We start from the raw sequence: 13,988 nt of genomic DNA on the forward strand, positions 1-13,988 counted from the left end.
GCCGGTCGAGCGGGCGATGCCCTGGGCCTGGGTGATCTCCGCAGGGGACGGGGGCACCTCGTTGTAACGGATGCGCACGTTGCCGCCCACGTCCTGCGGCGGATGCGCCATGTTCGGGTCGAGCGGATTCGACTGGTTGGTGGCGTTGGCCCGGCTCTGGGCCGCCTGGGCGGCCTCGACGGCGGTCTGCTGGCCCATTTCCCGTGCGGCCACCCGCCGCAACTGGTCCGGCGTCATGGCCTTGAGCTTCGTCTCGAACTGCGGGGTGAGGTTCCCGGAGGCGCGTTGCCCTGCGATGAAGCGGTCGAACGCGGCCTGCTCGCCGGGGAGCAGGCCTGCCCTGCCGGGGAACTCGACGGCCTGGCGCGCGACGGCCGGCGCTGCCGGTGTGTCGACTACCGGCCGGGCCGTCGGCGGCGGGTTCTTCAGCCCGACCGCGGCGCGTGCCCGGAGTTTGATCCGTTCGCGGATGGCGGCCAGCGCGCCGGCGGCCCTGGGGAAGCGGGCCACGAGGACCTTGCCCAGTTTCTGGCCGATGGAGGCGATGAGCACCAGCGCGAGGGTGATGCCGAGCGAGATCACCGAGTCGGCCATGACGCCGTAGTCGTCCCCGAGCTCATCGGACGTCCGGCCGGGCCGGCTCAGGTTCGACCACGCCTTGGCGATGCTCGCCGCCTGCAGGACCACGTCGGCGGCCAGCAGCGAGAGGCCGACGGCCAGCATGGCCCCCTCGCCGACGATCGGAGTACCGAGGATCGATCCCGCGATGAAGGCCGCGATCGAGACCTGGGCGAACAGCGTCGAAAGAATGGCCATCAGCTCTCGGGCCGCCTTCAGTCCCGCGTCGACGGCGTCGCTGAACCGCCCGGCGAACAGGTCCTTCAGCGCCTGCCAGGTTGCGGTGATCATGGGCGGCAGATGCCGGTAGAGCGACACGAACGGCACGAAGATTTCGAGCAGCACGTCGAGGATCACGCTTCCCCAATGACCGCCGAGGTAGGAGAGCCTCGCCTTGAGGAACTCCCAGAGGATGTCGGAGTGGGACGGTGGTGCCTCCTGCTGCCGCGCCTCTGCCGTCTCCTGGCGCTGGACCGTGTGCTGGGCGGGCGGCGTCTCCTCGCGATCGCCGCCGAACAAGGGCGCGACGTGGTCGTCGTACATCTCCTGCGCCTTGCCCGGCACCGCGGCGATCATGCCTCCGACCTGCGCCTTGTACGGAGCGACGAAGGCACCGGGGTCGTTCACCGCCCGGACGAGGCCGGACAGCACCTTGTTGCCGGTGACGCGCAGGAGCTCGCGCACCTTACCCGCGAACGCCAGCACGGCCCGGCCCGCCGCGACCAGGCCCCGGACCAGGCCGGCCAGGCGGTCGCGCAACCAGCGGCCCGCCGCCTGCAACGCCGACCACAAACTGTGCAGAACCCTGGCCGCGAACTCACGCAGCCGGTCGACGAGTCGGCCGAACGCGGCCCGGGCAGCGTCCACGGCCCGCCGGATGGCCCCGACCGCTGCCTTGGCGGCGGCCGCCAGGCGGGCGCCGACCCGTCCGGCGATCTCGCGGGCGGCGGTGACGAACCGGCCGACGCGGTCGGCGATGGCCTGACGAACGCGGTCGAACAGCCCCCTCACCCGGTTGAGAGCCGCGTCGAGCACCGATCGGGCCGCCGACGCCACGGCGGAGAGGCCCGAGCGCACCGCGCCCACGGCACGGCCGGCCGCACTTTTGATCCGTCCCCACAGCGAGCGCTGCACGGGGGCTCCTGGGACGTCGCCGCCCCGCCGGTCGGCCTCGCTGCGGGCGCTGGACATGATGGTCGTGGCTTCGGTGTTGGCCGCGCCGGCCTGTTGCTCGACGTCGGCGCCCGCGCCGGCCCGTAGGGTGCGCAGCTCGGTACGGCTGTCGGCGGTGATGTGGCTGCTCGCGGCCCGCCACGCCTGTTTGTGCTCCTCGACCTCGCCGACCGTGCGCGTGTCCAGTTCCTGGGCCTCGCCGTCGACGGCAGTCTGCTCGTGGTCGACGGCGCTGTCGTGCGCGGCGCGGGCGTCCCCGGTCACCTGGGCGTGGCGGGCGACAGCCGCGTCCTGCTCCTGCCGGACAGTGTCGGCCGCGGCCGACAGTTGGCCGCCGAAGCCTTGGTCCAGGACTTGGGCCACGGCCGGCTCGATGGTGGGGATGCCGGCCAGGTCGGGTGGCGGTGCGGCGACGGGCGGCAGCGGCGCCCTGGCGGTGGCGCCGATCGCGGCGGAAGCGCCCAGCGGGCCGATGCGCAGCGCGTCGGCGGCTTTGCCGGCGTCTCGGCCCGCGGCGCCGACGACGTGTCCTTCGGCCTGCTCCCTGGCCGCCAGACCAGCGGTGGTGGGTCCGGTGGCCAGGCTGTCGCCGTCGGCCGCAGGGGTCTGCGGCGCGGTGCCGCCCGGCTCGGCGACCACCGGGGCGGGCGGTTCGGCCAGGGCTTGTTGTGGTGCCACCGGAAGGCCGGGAGGCGGAGGTGCCGCCGCCAGCAGGGCGTCGGCCGACCCGCCTGCCTGCTGGTGCGCACCGGCGACGTCCTGGGCAACGGCTCCCACGTCGCCCGCGAACGAACTGGGCTTGACCGCGCCGCCCGCTCCACCGCCTCGTCCGGCGAGCAGGCCGGTGACGGCGCGATTCCCGGCCGCACCCTGGAGGGTCATCACCGCGTTCATCGGCGCCGTGACGCCGCTTGCGGCGGCTCTGCCGGACCCCGGGGCCCGTTTCTCGGCGCCGTCCCTGCTCGCGGCGTCCCTCGCCCGACGGTCCACCTCGGCACCGTAGATTCGGTACCGGTCCGGTTACTAGCCGTAGTGCGGCATCCGGCGCGGAGGTGTCCCGAAGTCTGCCCTTCCGGACAGTCCTGGAGGGCACGACCGGTCAGATCAGGTGCCAGCCCTGAAGGTGCTCGAACTGGCGGAGATAGGCGACCGCAGCCTCGGCGACGGTGCTGGGCCGGAGCGTCAGCCGAGTAGCGGCGATGAACGCCGCGGGGTCCTCGTCGTCGACGCCGACGGCGGCCGCCAGCTGGAGATCGTCGTCCACGAACCGGCTGCCGTCGCCGAGCGCCGCCGCCAGGGCCATGGACAGACCGGCCACCACGGCGTCCGCGCGGCGAACCGGGCTGAACACCAGTCCGCCCACCGCCGTGGGCATGATCACCACGAGCGGACGTGCCTCGTCGTCGACCGCCTCCACCAGAGGGTCCGGGATGCCGGTCCCCACGAGGGTCGAGTGCAGTTCGTCCTCGGTCAGCAGCCGGCCGGGGTCCGCGATCCGGCCTGCCTCCCGCCTCCGCCCGGCCACCATGGCGGGCGCGGGGACATCCGACAGCCCGAGCAGGTCGGCCTCGACGCGGCGGGCGCCGGCCACGAGGTCTGCCAGCGACAACGGCCGTCGGATACGGGCCTGGAAATCGAGTGACACGGCCGGAGACTACCGCCCGGTCCGGGTCCGCGGGCTTCGGAACCACCCGGCTGATTCATCGGTAGCGCGGGCTAAGGCGCGGTTGTTCAGCACGGGAGAGAAGGCCAGTGCCACCAGGATGAGGAAAACACCGGCGGCGACATACGAGACCTGGACGGCGAACACGGTGGCGAGGATGCCGCCCAGTGCGGCTCCGATCGGCCCTCCGACCATGACCACCAGTCTGCTCGACGAGAGCACCCTCCCCAGGAGTTCATCGGGCACGATCTGCTGGCGCAACGTACTTACGACAACTTTCTCCGCGGTCATCAACGCGCCGGTCACCATCATCATCGCGACCGCGACCCACGCATTGGCGACAAGTCCCAGCACCAGAACGGCCGCGCCCACGCCAGCTTTGCCCGCGAGCATCACCGAGCCGGGACCGAATCGCCTGCTGGCGGCCGCGGCCGCCAGTCCCCCGACCGTCGCGCCGACCGCGGTCGCGGTCAGCAACAGACCGAAACCGAAGTCCGGAAGTCCGAGGACCTCCTTCGCCAGCAGCGCGAGCATCGCGAACTGGGCGGTGGCGGCGACGTTGCCGAGGCAGGACGCCGTGGCCAGCGCCCGCAGGGTCCGGTTCCCGAACAACCACCGGATGCCTTCGGCGATGTCGCTCCGCACACTCGTGCGCGGAGTTTCGGGCGTCTTCTCCGGCTTGGCGTCCGTCTGGATCGAGAAGATCAACAGGCCGCTGGCGGCGAACGAGAGTGCGTTGCCGGCGAATGGCAGGAAGTTCCACAGACCGAACAGGGTGGAGCCGAGCGGAGGCCCTGCGAAGTCCTCACCGTTGCTCTCCGCCGCGACGATCCGCCCGTTCGCTCTCGCCAGGTTCCGCGGATCCCGCGACACGAAGTCGGGAATGGCCGACTGGGCGGCGATGTCGAAGAAGACCTGGCCGACGCCTAGCAGGAATGCCGTGAGCACCAGCCACACCAGGTTCACCCGCGCGGTCAGGATCAGCACCGCGAGACCGACCAGGACGGCGAACCGGCCCAGATCGGCCCACACCATCACGCGCCGCCGGTCCAGCCGGTCCACCACGACACCGGCGTGCAGCGAGAGCAGCACCCAGGGAATCTCGGCGGCCATGACGACGGCGCTCAACGCCAGCGGGCTGTTGCTGCTCTGCAGGGCCAGCAGCGGCAACGCGGCGGCATGCATGCCGGTGCCGATGGACGACACGAGCGTGGCGCCGAAGAGCCTGTGGAAGCGGCTTCCCAGGCTCACCTCGGCGTTGTCAGATTCCTTCGTGGGCACGTCGAAATTCCTCCCAGCTGAGCCATAGGCCGGCTAGGCCGAACGGGCGGTGTTGCGGATGTCGGACTAACACGCTGCGGCGGGTGGACGAGGCCGTAGTACGACAAGGAAACGGGGGGATCCGTGACCACTGTGCTGCTCGTCCGCCACGCGGACATCGACCTGCCGCCGGAACCCGGCGAACCGTCGCTCAACGAGCTCGGCCGCCGCCGCGCCGAGCTGCTGGCGCGGATCGTCGCCGAAGCCGGGGTGACCGCCATCGTCACCTCGGACAGACGGCGCACCAAGCAGACCGCGCAACCCCTCGCGTCACGAACACAACTGCAACCCGTGGTCGCCGGGCCTGACCTGGCCGACCGGATCCGCGCCGGATCGCTGGGCGACGTCGTCCTGGTGGTCGGTCACTCCAACACCGTTCCCCCGCTCGTCCAGGAGCTCGGTGGCACGCCCAGCCCGATCGGCGAGCGGGAGTTCGACAACCTCTTCGTCGTCACGGTGGACGCGGGCGGGGTGCGGCTCAAGTACGGAGAAAGGGAACCGTGATGGTCTGCTTCATCCTGCCCACCCACGTCCTGCTGGACATGGTCGATGCCGGCGAGCTCGACCCCCGCGAGGCGGCCGCGGCCGCCGTCGCCGCCGCCGGCATGCACCAACGCCGGGTCGCGGTGACCGCTCTCGTGCAGAGCCTCGGGCTCGACGCCGGTCTGCTTGCGGCGCCGTCGGCTGAGAACAAGTCCGTCTTCGACGCCCAGCACGGCGCGCTGATTCCCGGTGTGTTGCGGCGCGGCCAGAATGACGGACCCCACGCTGACCAGGCGGTCAACGACGCGTTCGACAACGCCGACAAGACCTACGACTTCTACCGCGACGTCCTCGGCAGACACAGTGTCGACGGCAACGGCGCCAAGCTCGTCTCGACGGTGCACTACCGCAGCGGCTTCGACAACGCGTTCTGGGAAGGCACCCAGATGGTGTACGGCGACGGCAGCGGCAAGATCTTCAAGGTCGGCAGCCTGGCCGCCGACACCTCCGTGGTCGCGCACGAGATCACGCACGGCGTCATCGAGTTCAGCGCCGGGCTCGTGTACAGCAAACAGTCCGGCGCCCTCAACGAGTCGTGGGCGGACGTGTTCGGCTCGGTCATCAAGCAGCACACGCTGCAGCAGACAGCCGACGAGGCCGACTGGCTGATCGGAGCGGGCATCCTTGGCACCCAGCTGCAGGGCGAGGCGCTGCGGTCGATGAAGAAGCCGGGCACGGCGCACAACTTCGACCGCCAGCCCGGCCACATGAACGACTTCGTGGTCCTGCCCGACGACCTCGACCCGCGCAACGACCACGGAGGCGTGCACATCAACTCGGGCATTCCGAACAAGGCGTTCTTCCTCGTCGCCACCGGTATCGGCGGGCAGTCGTGGGACAAGCCCGCCAAGATCTGGTACGACGCCCTGACCACGCGGCTGCGGCGGAACTCGCAGTTCAAGGATGCGGCGGACGCCACTGTCGCGTCGGCGCGGGAGTTGTACGGTGAGCAGGAGGCGAGCATCGTCCGTTCGGCCTGGCAGGAGGTCGGGGTCCTCTGAAGGTGACAGTCGTCCGCGGCGGCGGGCTCGCGGGACTCGTGAGCTCGACCGCCGTCGACACGTCCACACTCGCCCTGGCGGACGCCAGGGCGCTACGAGCACGCGTCCGCGCGGCATCGCTGACCTGCGCCGACGCAGACGCTGGCGCAGACGCTGGCGCCGGCGCCCCGCAACCGGATCGCGAGATCGTCGAGATCATCGTCGAGGACGACGAAGGCACCGTGACCGCGCTGGTGAACGCCGACCACCTCTCCCCGGACATTCGTGAGCTCATCGAGTGGGTCGAATCGGCGCCCGGCCGGACCGAGCAGCTCGGCCCACCGGGAACCGGTCCGGCGTGAACGTCAGGAAGGTTGCGGAACCCTGCCCGTGGGCATCGACTTCAGCTACGACTTCTTCGTGCGCCGGCGAGACGCCCGTCGCTTCCTGGCCGCGGTCGCGGAGCTCTGCGATCCCCAGGAACCACGGTGGACGATCGTCGCTCTGCCCGACGGCACGTCGGTGCGGCTGCCCGGTACCCACGGCTTCACCAGCGGCACCACGGTGACGTTGCCCGATCAGTCGGGAGGAACCTTCGACCTGTCCCTCTGCTTCCCGGTGGACGAGCCGTTGCAGGCTTACCGGGACGACCTGGAGGGGGTGGACCGAATCTGGCCGGACGGCAGCGGCCGAGTCATGGTCGGCTACGTCTATCTCAGCGTCAGCGACACCTTCGCGATCCTGCCGGACCATGTGCGGTTCAGCTTCATGCCGGCGGTCACCGCGCAGAGCAAGCTGTTCCTGATGTCACCGTCGATCCGGGACACCTTCGCGACGCTGGCCCTGTCGACCGGTGCGTCGCTGTGCCTGCTCGACAGCGGATCGGGCGGCCCCGAGATCATCGTGACGGCACTGGACCGCCGTGTCTCCACCCGGGTTCCTGGGCCATGCCTGCTGTGGCGGCCGCGCGGGCACACCGCGGAGGCGTTCGAGGAGCTGTCGTCCTGGTTGGCCGGACAGCCGCTGGACCCGCCGGCACGGATCGTCGGGCCGCGGCATCCGGAGTTCCCGGCCGAAGTCGACAGCCTCGCCGACCACGCACAGGTGCCGTCTCACCTCTGGGCCGACGCGAGTTGAGGTCACGTGCCACCCAGGCGGACCGGCTCCGAGACGACCGAGGCACCTGAGACGTCCGGGAATCGGGCAGCCACCTCGGCGGGGTCGTAGACGACCTGCAGCTCGAGGTCGCCCGCGGGCCGGCTGTACCACTCGTCCAGGTGGAAGACGCTGGCGATCTCCTGGCCTGGCAGCAACGTCCAGAGATCGGCGGCCGAGTGCGGTGCGCGGTGGTACAGCTGGGCCCGCCCTCCCACCTCGGCGCCGGTGTGCGGGTCGCGCAGCACGGCGTAGATCTCCCGGTCGGTGCTGTCCGCGTACCCGATGGCCAGGCGTCCGGCCACGACGACCGGGGACGTGCCCGTGTTGACGAGCGTGACCCGGATGCTCTCGCCGGTGACGCCGAGCCGGAGCTTCAGCGCGGTCATGGCAGCACCACGGCCGCGTAACGAGCCCGGAGTCCGGCGTGCGCGGCGCGTTGTGCGGGGGTGCCTGCGTCGATGCGCTGGAAGACCTTGCGCCGGACGGCGATGAACTTGGCGCGGAACCGGCGCCGGTCCGCGACCGGCATCAGCAGGAAGTTGTCGAGGCAGCGGGTCGCGTCGTCGATGAAGGCGTCGTGGGTGGGGTTGACCGGGTCCAGCGGCTCTTCCGGCAGGCCGATGCTGAGGACTTCCAGCGCCTCGCCGAGGAACTCGTGCGTCGCCGCGCTGGTGATGCCCTCGCGCAGCCGCCGCACGTGCTCCAGTTCGTGGGCGATGTTGTGCACGGCACCGGAGAACGGCAGCGTCAGCGCGTCCGGGCCGACCCGCACGCGTACCGGTTCGCTGGGGCGGAAGTCGGTGGACGCGAGCGCTGTCACCGTCGGGTCGAAGAAGACGGTGAGCAGGTTTCCGTCATCGGTCAGGTCGAAGAAGTCGACCAGCAACCGCAGCGCGGCGTTCGGATTGGTGGCCGCGATCAGCCGCGTGTAGAAGTTCTCGGTCGTGATCGGGCCGACCCTGCCGTCGACGGCGATGCCCGCGGTGTTCTGCGCTTCGGCGACGAACTGGATGGTCGCGGCGTCCCACGCCCCGGTGACCGGTGCGCCGACCAGGCCCTGGATCGCGCGCACCGAGCGTTCGTCGGAGTACTTCGCGCGGGTGAAGGCGAGTCCGCCGCTCGCCTGTGCCGCGGTGAGCCGGGTCGGGGTGGCGGCGGCGGGTCCCGCGGCCGGGGCGGGACGGGCGAGTTCGCGCTGGATGGCGTCGCGCAGGGTGCTCGCGCTGGTGAAGGCCGCGTCGCCGACCGTGATGACTCTCAGCCCGCCGGACTCGAAGCTGGTGGCGCCGGGCGTGAACACCGGCACCGGGATCGGGCCGACCATCCGGATCCCGTCGAAGGTCGAGGCTCCCGCGCTGTGCCGGACCGTCAGGACGTCGCCCCGGGTGGCGAGGTTGAAGAAGTCGAGCACCAGCTGGATGCCGTGCTCTGGTCTGCCGTTCGCCAGGGTCTCCGGCACCAGGCGGTCCATCGTGGCCAGGTCGACGATGCCGTTGTCCGCCAGGCCTCTGGCCGTCTGCCGGTCCGAGATCGCCCGCACGGTGACCGGGCCGATCACGCCGTCGTGGCCTGCCGCGGGCACGCCGGTGATCGTCTGCAGCACCCGCACCGTGAGGCTGTCGAACAGGCCGCGGTCCGCGGCGATGGCGGCGGTCGTCTCCGGAGGTGTCAAGGCCCGCCGCTGGACGACCAGCGCGTGCGCCACGGCCTGGTTGCCCGCCGAACGCTGCAGCGCTTCGAGGCCGCCGGCGCGCTCGGGCCGGGCCTGTGGCGACCGCGCCGCGTGCGGTGTGCGGGAGGGTTCGACGTCACGTCGCGCCATTGCCCGTCCTTTCCGGACCAGGCTGTCGGAAACCACCAGACTCGCACGGCACCACATCCCCTGGCCTGCCCGTTCGGGCGGACTTCGGGTCAGACCGAGCGCCGTGACACCGGGAAGTCGAAGTAGGTGTCCGGGAAGGGCTCGCCGTTGAGCGTGAAGTGCCACCATTCTTCGGGCAGGTTGCGGAACCCGTTGTCCGCCATCGCTTTCTTCAGCAGCTGCCGGTTCTCCCGCGCCGTGCCCGTGATCCGCGGGTCGTCGGTGTGGGAGAGCGTGTCGAAGCAGTCGTAGCCGGTGCCCATGTTCACGGTGTTGTCCGGGAACCGTTGGGGTGCGGCGCAATCGACCAGCCGCTCCCCCGGCACGTACGGCCGCTGGTGGCGCGCGGGCAGTCGCACGATCGTGAGGTCGAGCGTCGATCCGCGGCTGTGCCCGGACTTCTCCGCGATGTAGCCGTCCTCGAACAGCCGCGTCTTGTCGACCCGCGGGTAGAACTCCGCCTTCATCCGCTGGTCGGCGAGATCCTTGGCCCACCGCACGAAGTGGTCCACCGCGCGCTGCGGGCGGTAGCAGTCGTAGACCTTGAGCGTGTAGCCCTGCTTGAGCATCTCCCGCTGCACCTTGCGCAACGCCAGTGCCGCGGGCTTGGTGAGGATGCACAACGGCTGCTGGTAGCCGTCGACGCGGGTGCCGACGAAGTTGTGAGCGGTGTAGTAGCGGATGTCGTGCGGGATCGTCGGGTCGACGTCCTTGAGCACCACGAACCCGGTGCCGGCCTGGGCGGGCACCGCGAACGACAGCGTGAGCAGCACGGAGAGCAGCAGGGCGCGCATGGTGCTCATCCAAGCAGCGGGTGCGCTCCGGGTTGAAGAGCCGAGACCGGTCAGCGGAACAGCTCCGCCGTGCGCAGGGTGGCGAGCACCAACGCCCGCGTGACGGTGACGATCTCGCTCACCCGGACCTGCTCCTGCGGGCTGTGGGCGAGCCGGACGTCGCCGGGCCCGTACTGCAGCGTCGGAATGCCCGCCCCGGCGTACAGCCGCAGGTCGCTGCCGTACGGAGCGCCCCGCTCGGCGGGCCGCGGGCCACCGGTGACGTCGGCGTGCGCGGCACCGACCAGGTCCGCGAGCGGATGCCCGGCCGGTAGCCGCCCGCTCGCGAACTGACCGCCCGGCCACGTCACGGTGGCGGGGTTGGCGCGCAACCACGGGTCCGCCGCGCAGGCCTCGGCCACGCAGTCCTCCAGTTCGGCACGTGCCTGTGCGGGATCTTCGCCGAGTTGCACACCCAGTCTTCCCTCCGCCACCAGCAGATCGGGGACGGTGCTGGCCCAGTCACCGGCCTGCACGGTGCCGACGGAGAGCGGGTACGGCACGGGATAGCCGGCCATGAGCGGGTCGGCGGCGGCGTTGCGGCGGGCTTCGAGCCGGGCGAGCGCGTGGTGGATCGGCAGGTACGCGTCGATGGCGCTGACGCCCGCGTACCTGGTGCTGCCGTGCGTGGCCCGCCCCGGCACCTCGATCCGGAACGTGAGCGCGCCGGCGTTCGCGATCATCAACGCGCCGCTGGTCGGCTCGGTGATGATGCAGGCGTCACCGGTGTGCCCGCGCTCGAGCGTGCCGAACGCGCCGAGCCCTCCGTCCTCCTCGCTGACGACGAAGTGCGCCGACACCCGCCCGCGCACCGTCGCGCCGGACGCTCGGATCGCGGCCAGGGCGGCGAGGATCGCCACCACACCGGCTTTCATGTCACAGGCGCCCCGGCCGTGCACCACGTCCCCGACGATCCGCGGCCGGAACGGGTCGCCGTCCCACTGCGCCAGGTCACCGGGCGGGACGACGTCGACGTGCCCCTGCAGAACCAGCGTCGGCCCGTCGCCGCGAGTGCCGACCAGGCCCCACGCCTCGGTGCGCGGCGCCTCACCGCCGGGAAAGCCGGGGTGGGCGCGCAGGCCGGGCAGGTCCATCGACCACAGGTCGACGTCGAGGCCGAGGCGCTCCAGCTTGCCGGCCAGGACGTGCTGCAGCTCGGACTCCGCGGCGCTGCCCGTCACGCTCGGCACTTCGAGCAGCTCCACCAGCAGCCGCCCGATCGCCGTCTCGTCCACCGCGGCCAGCGCGGCCGCCTCCACGTCGCTCATCGTCACGAGCCGTGAGAGTAGGTTCGCCCGAGCACCGCAAACAATCATCATTTGCGCCGATCTGCACCGGGTTTTTTGCAAAGAAGACCGCCTGCTGGCGGTTCTTTGCGTGACGTTGGATCCTCGGGGCATGGACGCCATCGACGAAGCGATCATCCAGTGCGTGCTGCGCAACGCCCGCGCCACCTACGCCGAGATCGGCAAGGCCGCCGGGTTGTCGGCGTCCGCGGCCAAGCGACGGCTGGACCGGCTGGTCGCCACCGGCGCGATCCGCGGGTTCACCGCGATCGTCGACCCGCAGGCGCTGGCCTGGCACACCGAGGCGTTCGTCGAGGTCTACTGCGCCGGCAACCCCACCCCGGCCGAGCTGCGCCGGGCGCTCGACGGCATTCCCGAGGTCGTCGAGGCCTGCACGGTCTCCGGCGCGGCCGACGCGATGATCTACCTGCTGGCCCGCGACATCCCGCATCTGGAACAGGCGATCCAGCGGGTGCGGGCCACCGCGCCGGTCGAGCGGACCGAGAGCGCGATCGTGCTCTCGCGGCTGCTCAGCCGGCCGCGCCTGTGATCCGTTGTCGACCGGCTGTCGACGGATTGTCGCCCGTCCCTGCAACGGTGCTCCCACAACGCATTCAGAGGGAGACCTGCATGAGCATCGACGAGATCGCTCCGCCGCCCCGCACGAAACGCAGACTGCCGCGGGCACTGCTCGCCGTCGCGATGACCCTCGGCATCGTCGGCGCGACGGCCGGAACCGCAGCCGCCGTGCAGAGCTGCACGGGCGCGACCGACAGCAACGTGTGCCTGAGGATCGAGGGCGTCGGCAACGGTAACTTCGCCGTCCACGTCGGCATCGACTACCACATCAGCAGGGAGGAGGCCCAGGAGTACATCGACGACTTCGGCGACCCGTTCACCGTCTGGATCCGCGGCCAGGACAACGGCCCCAACGAGTTCCTCTTCGCGCTGCCGATGACCGCGATCGGGGCGAGCGACGACTTCGGGCTCAGTGCCGACTTCGACCTGACCGTGCCCGGCGCCTGGCTCAACGAGGACAACGGCACGGACGAGATCGTCGCCGTCCTCACGCTGACCGACACCGACACCAACACGGTCACCCGCACCTTCCGCTCGCCGGTGATCACCGGCAACTGGCCGTAAGCCGGTTCGGCGCGGGCAACCGGTCGAGCACAAGGGCCGTCGTACGAGACAGCATCCGTGCGGCGGCCCACCGCCATGGTCATCGGCCCACCGGCCACGCCCGCAGCAGCGAGTCGAGGGCGTCGAGCGCGCGGAGCCACGACGCCTCCACCCCGCGCGGGTGGCTGTGGAACGCCCCGACGCGTTCCAACGAGACGTAGCCGTGGAACGTGCTGTGCAGCAACCTCACAGCGTCGGTCTGGTCGGGTTCCCACAGGTCGTAGCCGCGCAAAATCGCACGGGTCATCTCGGCGTGCCGACCGGCAGCCGAGGTCGCCGCCGTGTCCGGGTCCAAAGCCATCTGCGTCGCCGTGTAGCGGCCAGGGTGTTCACGGGCGTACGTGCGGTAAGCGTTGGCGAACGCCACCAGGGCGTCCTTGCCCGAACGCCCGGCAACCGCCAGAGACACCAGGTCCGCGAGTTCGGCCAGGGCCAGCACGGCCAGGCGGACTCGCAGGTCGTGGGCGTTGCGGATGTGCGAGTACAGCGAGGCGTCCTTCACGCCGAAGTGCCGGGCCAGCGCCGAGACCGTCACGTTCTCGAAGCCGACCTCGTCCGCCAGCTCCGCCGCCGCCTGCGTGAGGCGGTCGGCGGTGAGGCCCGCTCGTGCCATCCGTCACCCTTCCTAGGGTCCTTAATGATTTGCCTAGGACCTCTAGGTAAGCCTAGCGTCCCTGGACATGAAGCCGCTCACCGAACACGACATCCGTGCGTCCTTCGTCAATTCCACCAAGGGCGAGGCGAAGCGCATGCACGTGCCCAGGGATCTCGGCGATCGGGCGTGGGACGACCTCGACTTCCTCGGCTGGACCGACCCCGCGGCGCCGGACCGGGGGTACCTGGTGATCGAGGTCGGCGAACGGCTCGTCGGCATCGCGCTCAGGCGGGCCGCACAGGCCGGGCGGGCGCGAAAGACGATGTGCGCCTGGTGTTTGACCACGCATTCCGGGGACGGGGTGTCGCTGATGACCGCGCGCAAGGCGGGCAAGTCGGGGCAGCTGGGCAACTCGGTGGGCGCCTACGTGTGCGCGGACCTGCAGTGTTCGCTGTACCTGCGCGGGAAGAAGAGCGCGGGACCCGGCTCGCGGTTCCACGAGTCGATCACGCGGGACGAACAGGCGGCGAGGCTCGTCACCGGGGTGGTGGCGTTCCTCGCTCGGGTGGAGTCCTGATCAGAGTTCGAGCACCAGCTCGGCCGAGCACGCGCGGGCGCAGGGCCACGGGTCGCCGCACTCGCTGCAGCCGGTCTTGGCGGGCAGGTGCGTGTCGAGCACCTGGACCGCCCTGGTCCGGTAGCGCTCCAGGTCCGACTCCCAGTTGTGGCGGGAGGACGCGGTCGCACTCGTCATGGTCATCAGTCCTCGGGTTGAG

At 70.9% G+C, this 13,988-nt stretch carries 16 protein-coding genes; 7 read left to right on the plus strand and 9 right to left on the minus strand.

Translation table 11 applies throughout. From position 1 onward, the window contains the following. The 3 genes from B0F77_RS45055 to B0F77_RS45065 all read right to left on the minus strand — a co-directional run. A partial coding sequence (locus B0F77_RS45055) for a hypothetical protein (RefSeq protein ID WP_245849491.1) occupies positions 1–2,781 on the minus strand: 2,781 nt, incomplete at its 3' end. Positions 2,782–2,890: 109 nt separating this feature from the next. Continuing rightward, on the minus strand, positions 2,891–3,436 hold the full coding sequence (locus B0F77_RS45060) for a hypothetical protein (protein ID WP_086669193.1): 546 nt from the start codon (positions 3,434–3,436) through the stop codon (positions 2,891–2,893). Between the two features lie 9 nt (positions 3,437–3,445). Beyond that, complete coding sequence (locus tag B0F77_RS45065) at positions 3,446–4,735, minus strand: MFS transporter (protein ID WP_086669194.1); 1,290 nt, start codon at positions 4,733–4,735, stop codon at positions 3,446–3,448. 123 nt (positions 4,736–4,858) lie between these two features. On the opposite strand from B0F77_RS45065, the gene B0F77_RS45070 reads away from it, so the two are divergent. From B0F77_RS45070 to B0F77_RS45085, 4 genes are read left to right on the plus strand one after another with little or no spacing between them, the layout of a single operon-like run. Then, positions 4,859–5,278, plus strand: coding sequence for a SixA phosphatase family protein (locus B0F77_RS45070; protein ID WP_086669195.1), 420 nt, complete (start codon positions 4,859–4,861; stop codon positions 5,276–5,278). Continuing rightward, a complete protein-coding gene (locus tag B0F77_RS45075; protein WP_086669196.1) occupies positions 5,278–6,318 on the plus strand; it encodes a M4 family metallopeptidase in 1,041 nt (346 codons plus the stop codon). The genes B0F77_RS45070 and B0F77_RS45075 overlap by 1 nt, the downstream gene beginning before the upstream one ends. Positions 6,319–6,320: 2 nt before the next feature. Continuing rightward, positions 6,321–6,659: a protealysin inhibitor emfourin gene (locus tag B0F77_RS45080; protein ID WP_086669197.1), complete on the plus strand. Its 339-nt coding sequence runs from the start codon at positions 6,321–6,323 to the stop codon at positions 6,657–6,659. Positions 6,660–6,687: 28 nt separating this feature from the next. Further along, on the plus strand, positions 6,688–7,434 hold the full coding sequence (locus tag B0F77_RS45085) for a hypothetical protein (protein ID WP_086669198.1): 747 nt from the start codon (positions 6,688–6,690) through the stop codon (positions 7,432–7,434). A gap of 2 nt (positions 7,435–7,436) precedes the next feature. Here B0F77_RS45085 and B0F77_RS45090 read toward each other — a convergent pair whose 3' ends face one another. From B0F77_RS45090 to B0F77_RS45105, 4 genes are all read right to left on the minus strand, one after another. Further along, a complete protein-coding gene (locus tag B0F77_RS45090; protein ID WP_086669199.1) occupies positions 7,437–7,841 on the minus strand; it encodes a hypothetical protein in 405 nt (134 codons plus the stop codon). Next, complete coding sequence (locus B0F77_RS45095) at positions 7,838–9,277, minus strand: peptidoglycan-binding domain-containing protein (protein ID WP_086669200.1); 1,440 nt, start codon at positions 9,275–9,277, stop codon at positions 7,838–7,840. The genes B0F77_RS45090 and B0F77_RS45095 overlap by 4 nt, the downstream gene beginning before the upstream one ends. Before the next feature lie 89 nt (positions 9,278–9,366). Further along, on the minus strand, positions 9,367–10,110 hold the full coding sequence (locus B0F77_RS45100; RefSeq protein WP_425435827.1) for a M15 family metallopeptidase: 744 nt from the start codon (positions 10,108–10,110) through the stop codon (positions 9,367–9,369). A gap of 50 nt (positions 10,111–10,160) precedes the next feature. Further along, positions 10,161–11,417 carry an ArgE/DapE family deacylase gene (locus B0F77_RS45105; protein ID WP_169731076.1) on the minus strand — a complete coding sequence of 419 codons (1,257 nt, stop codon included), beginning with the start codon at positions 11,415–11,417 and terminating at the stop codon, positions 10,161–10,163. 130 nt (positions 11,418–11,547) lie between these two features. Here B0F77_RS45105 and B0F77_RS45110 point away from each other — a divergent pair, with 130 nt between their 5' ends. Both B0F77_RS45110 and B0F77_RS45115 read left to right on the plus strand, forming a co-directional pair. Then, positions 11,548–11,985, plus strand: coding sequence for an Lrp/AsnC family transcriptional regulator (locus tag B0F77_RS45110; protein WP_086669202.1), 438 nt, complete (start codon positions 11,548–11,550; stop codon positions 11,983–11,985). Positions 11,986–12,065: 80 nt separating this feature from the next. After that, positions 12,066–12,578, plus strand: coding sequence for a hypothetical protein (locus B0F77_RS45115; protein ID WP_086669203.1), 513 nt, complete (start codon positions 12,066–12,068; stop codon positions 12,576–12,578). A 79-nt stretch (positions 12,579–12,657) separates the two neighbouring features. On the opposite strand, the gene B0F77_RS45120 is transcribed toward B0F77_RS45115, so the two are convergent. Next, entirely contained in the window at positions 12,658–13,230 is a 573-nt protein-coding gene (locus B0F77_RS45120) for a TetR/AcrR family transcriptional regulator (protein ID WP_086669204.1), read from the minus strand. A gap of 67 nt (positions 13,231–13,297) precedes the next feature. On the opposite strand from B0F77_RS45120, the gene B0F77_RS45125 reads away from it, so the two are divergent. Beyond that, positions 13,298–13,789, plus strand: a complete 492-nt coding sequence (locus B0F77_RS45125) for an FBP domain-containing protein (protein ID WP_086669205.1) — start codon at positions 13,298–13,300, stop codon at positions 13,787–13,789. Here the strand turns inward: B0F77_RS45125 and B0F77_RS48440 are convergent, their stop codons facing one another. Continuing rightward, positions 13,790–13,966 carry a hypothetical protein gene (locus B0F77_RS48440; protein ID WP_158103010.1) on the minus strand — a complete coding sequence of 59 codons (177 nt, stop codon included), beginning with the start codon at positions 13,964–13,966 and terminating at the stop codon, positions 13,790–13,792. Positions 13,967–13,988: the final 22 nt, after the last annotated feature.

It is taken from the genome of Lentzea kentuckyensis (assembly GCF_002150765.1).
In the GTDB taxonomy this organism is placed as follows: domain Bacteria; phylum Actinomycetota; class Actinomycetes; order Mycobacteriales; family Pseudonocardiaceae; genus Lentzea; species Lentzea kentuckyensis.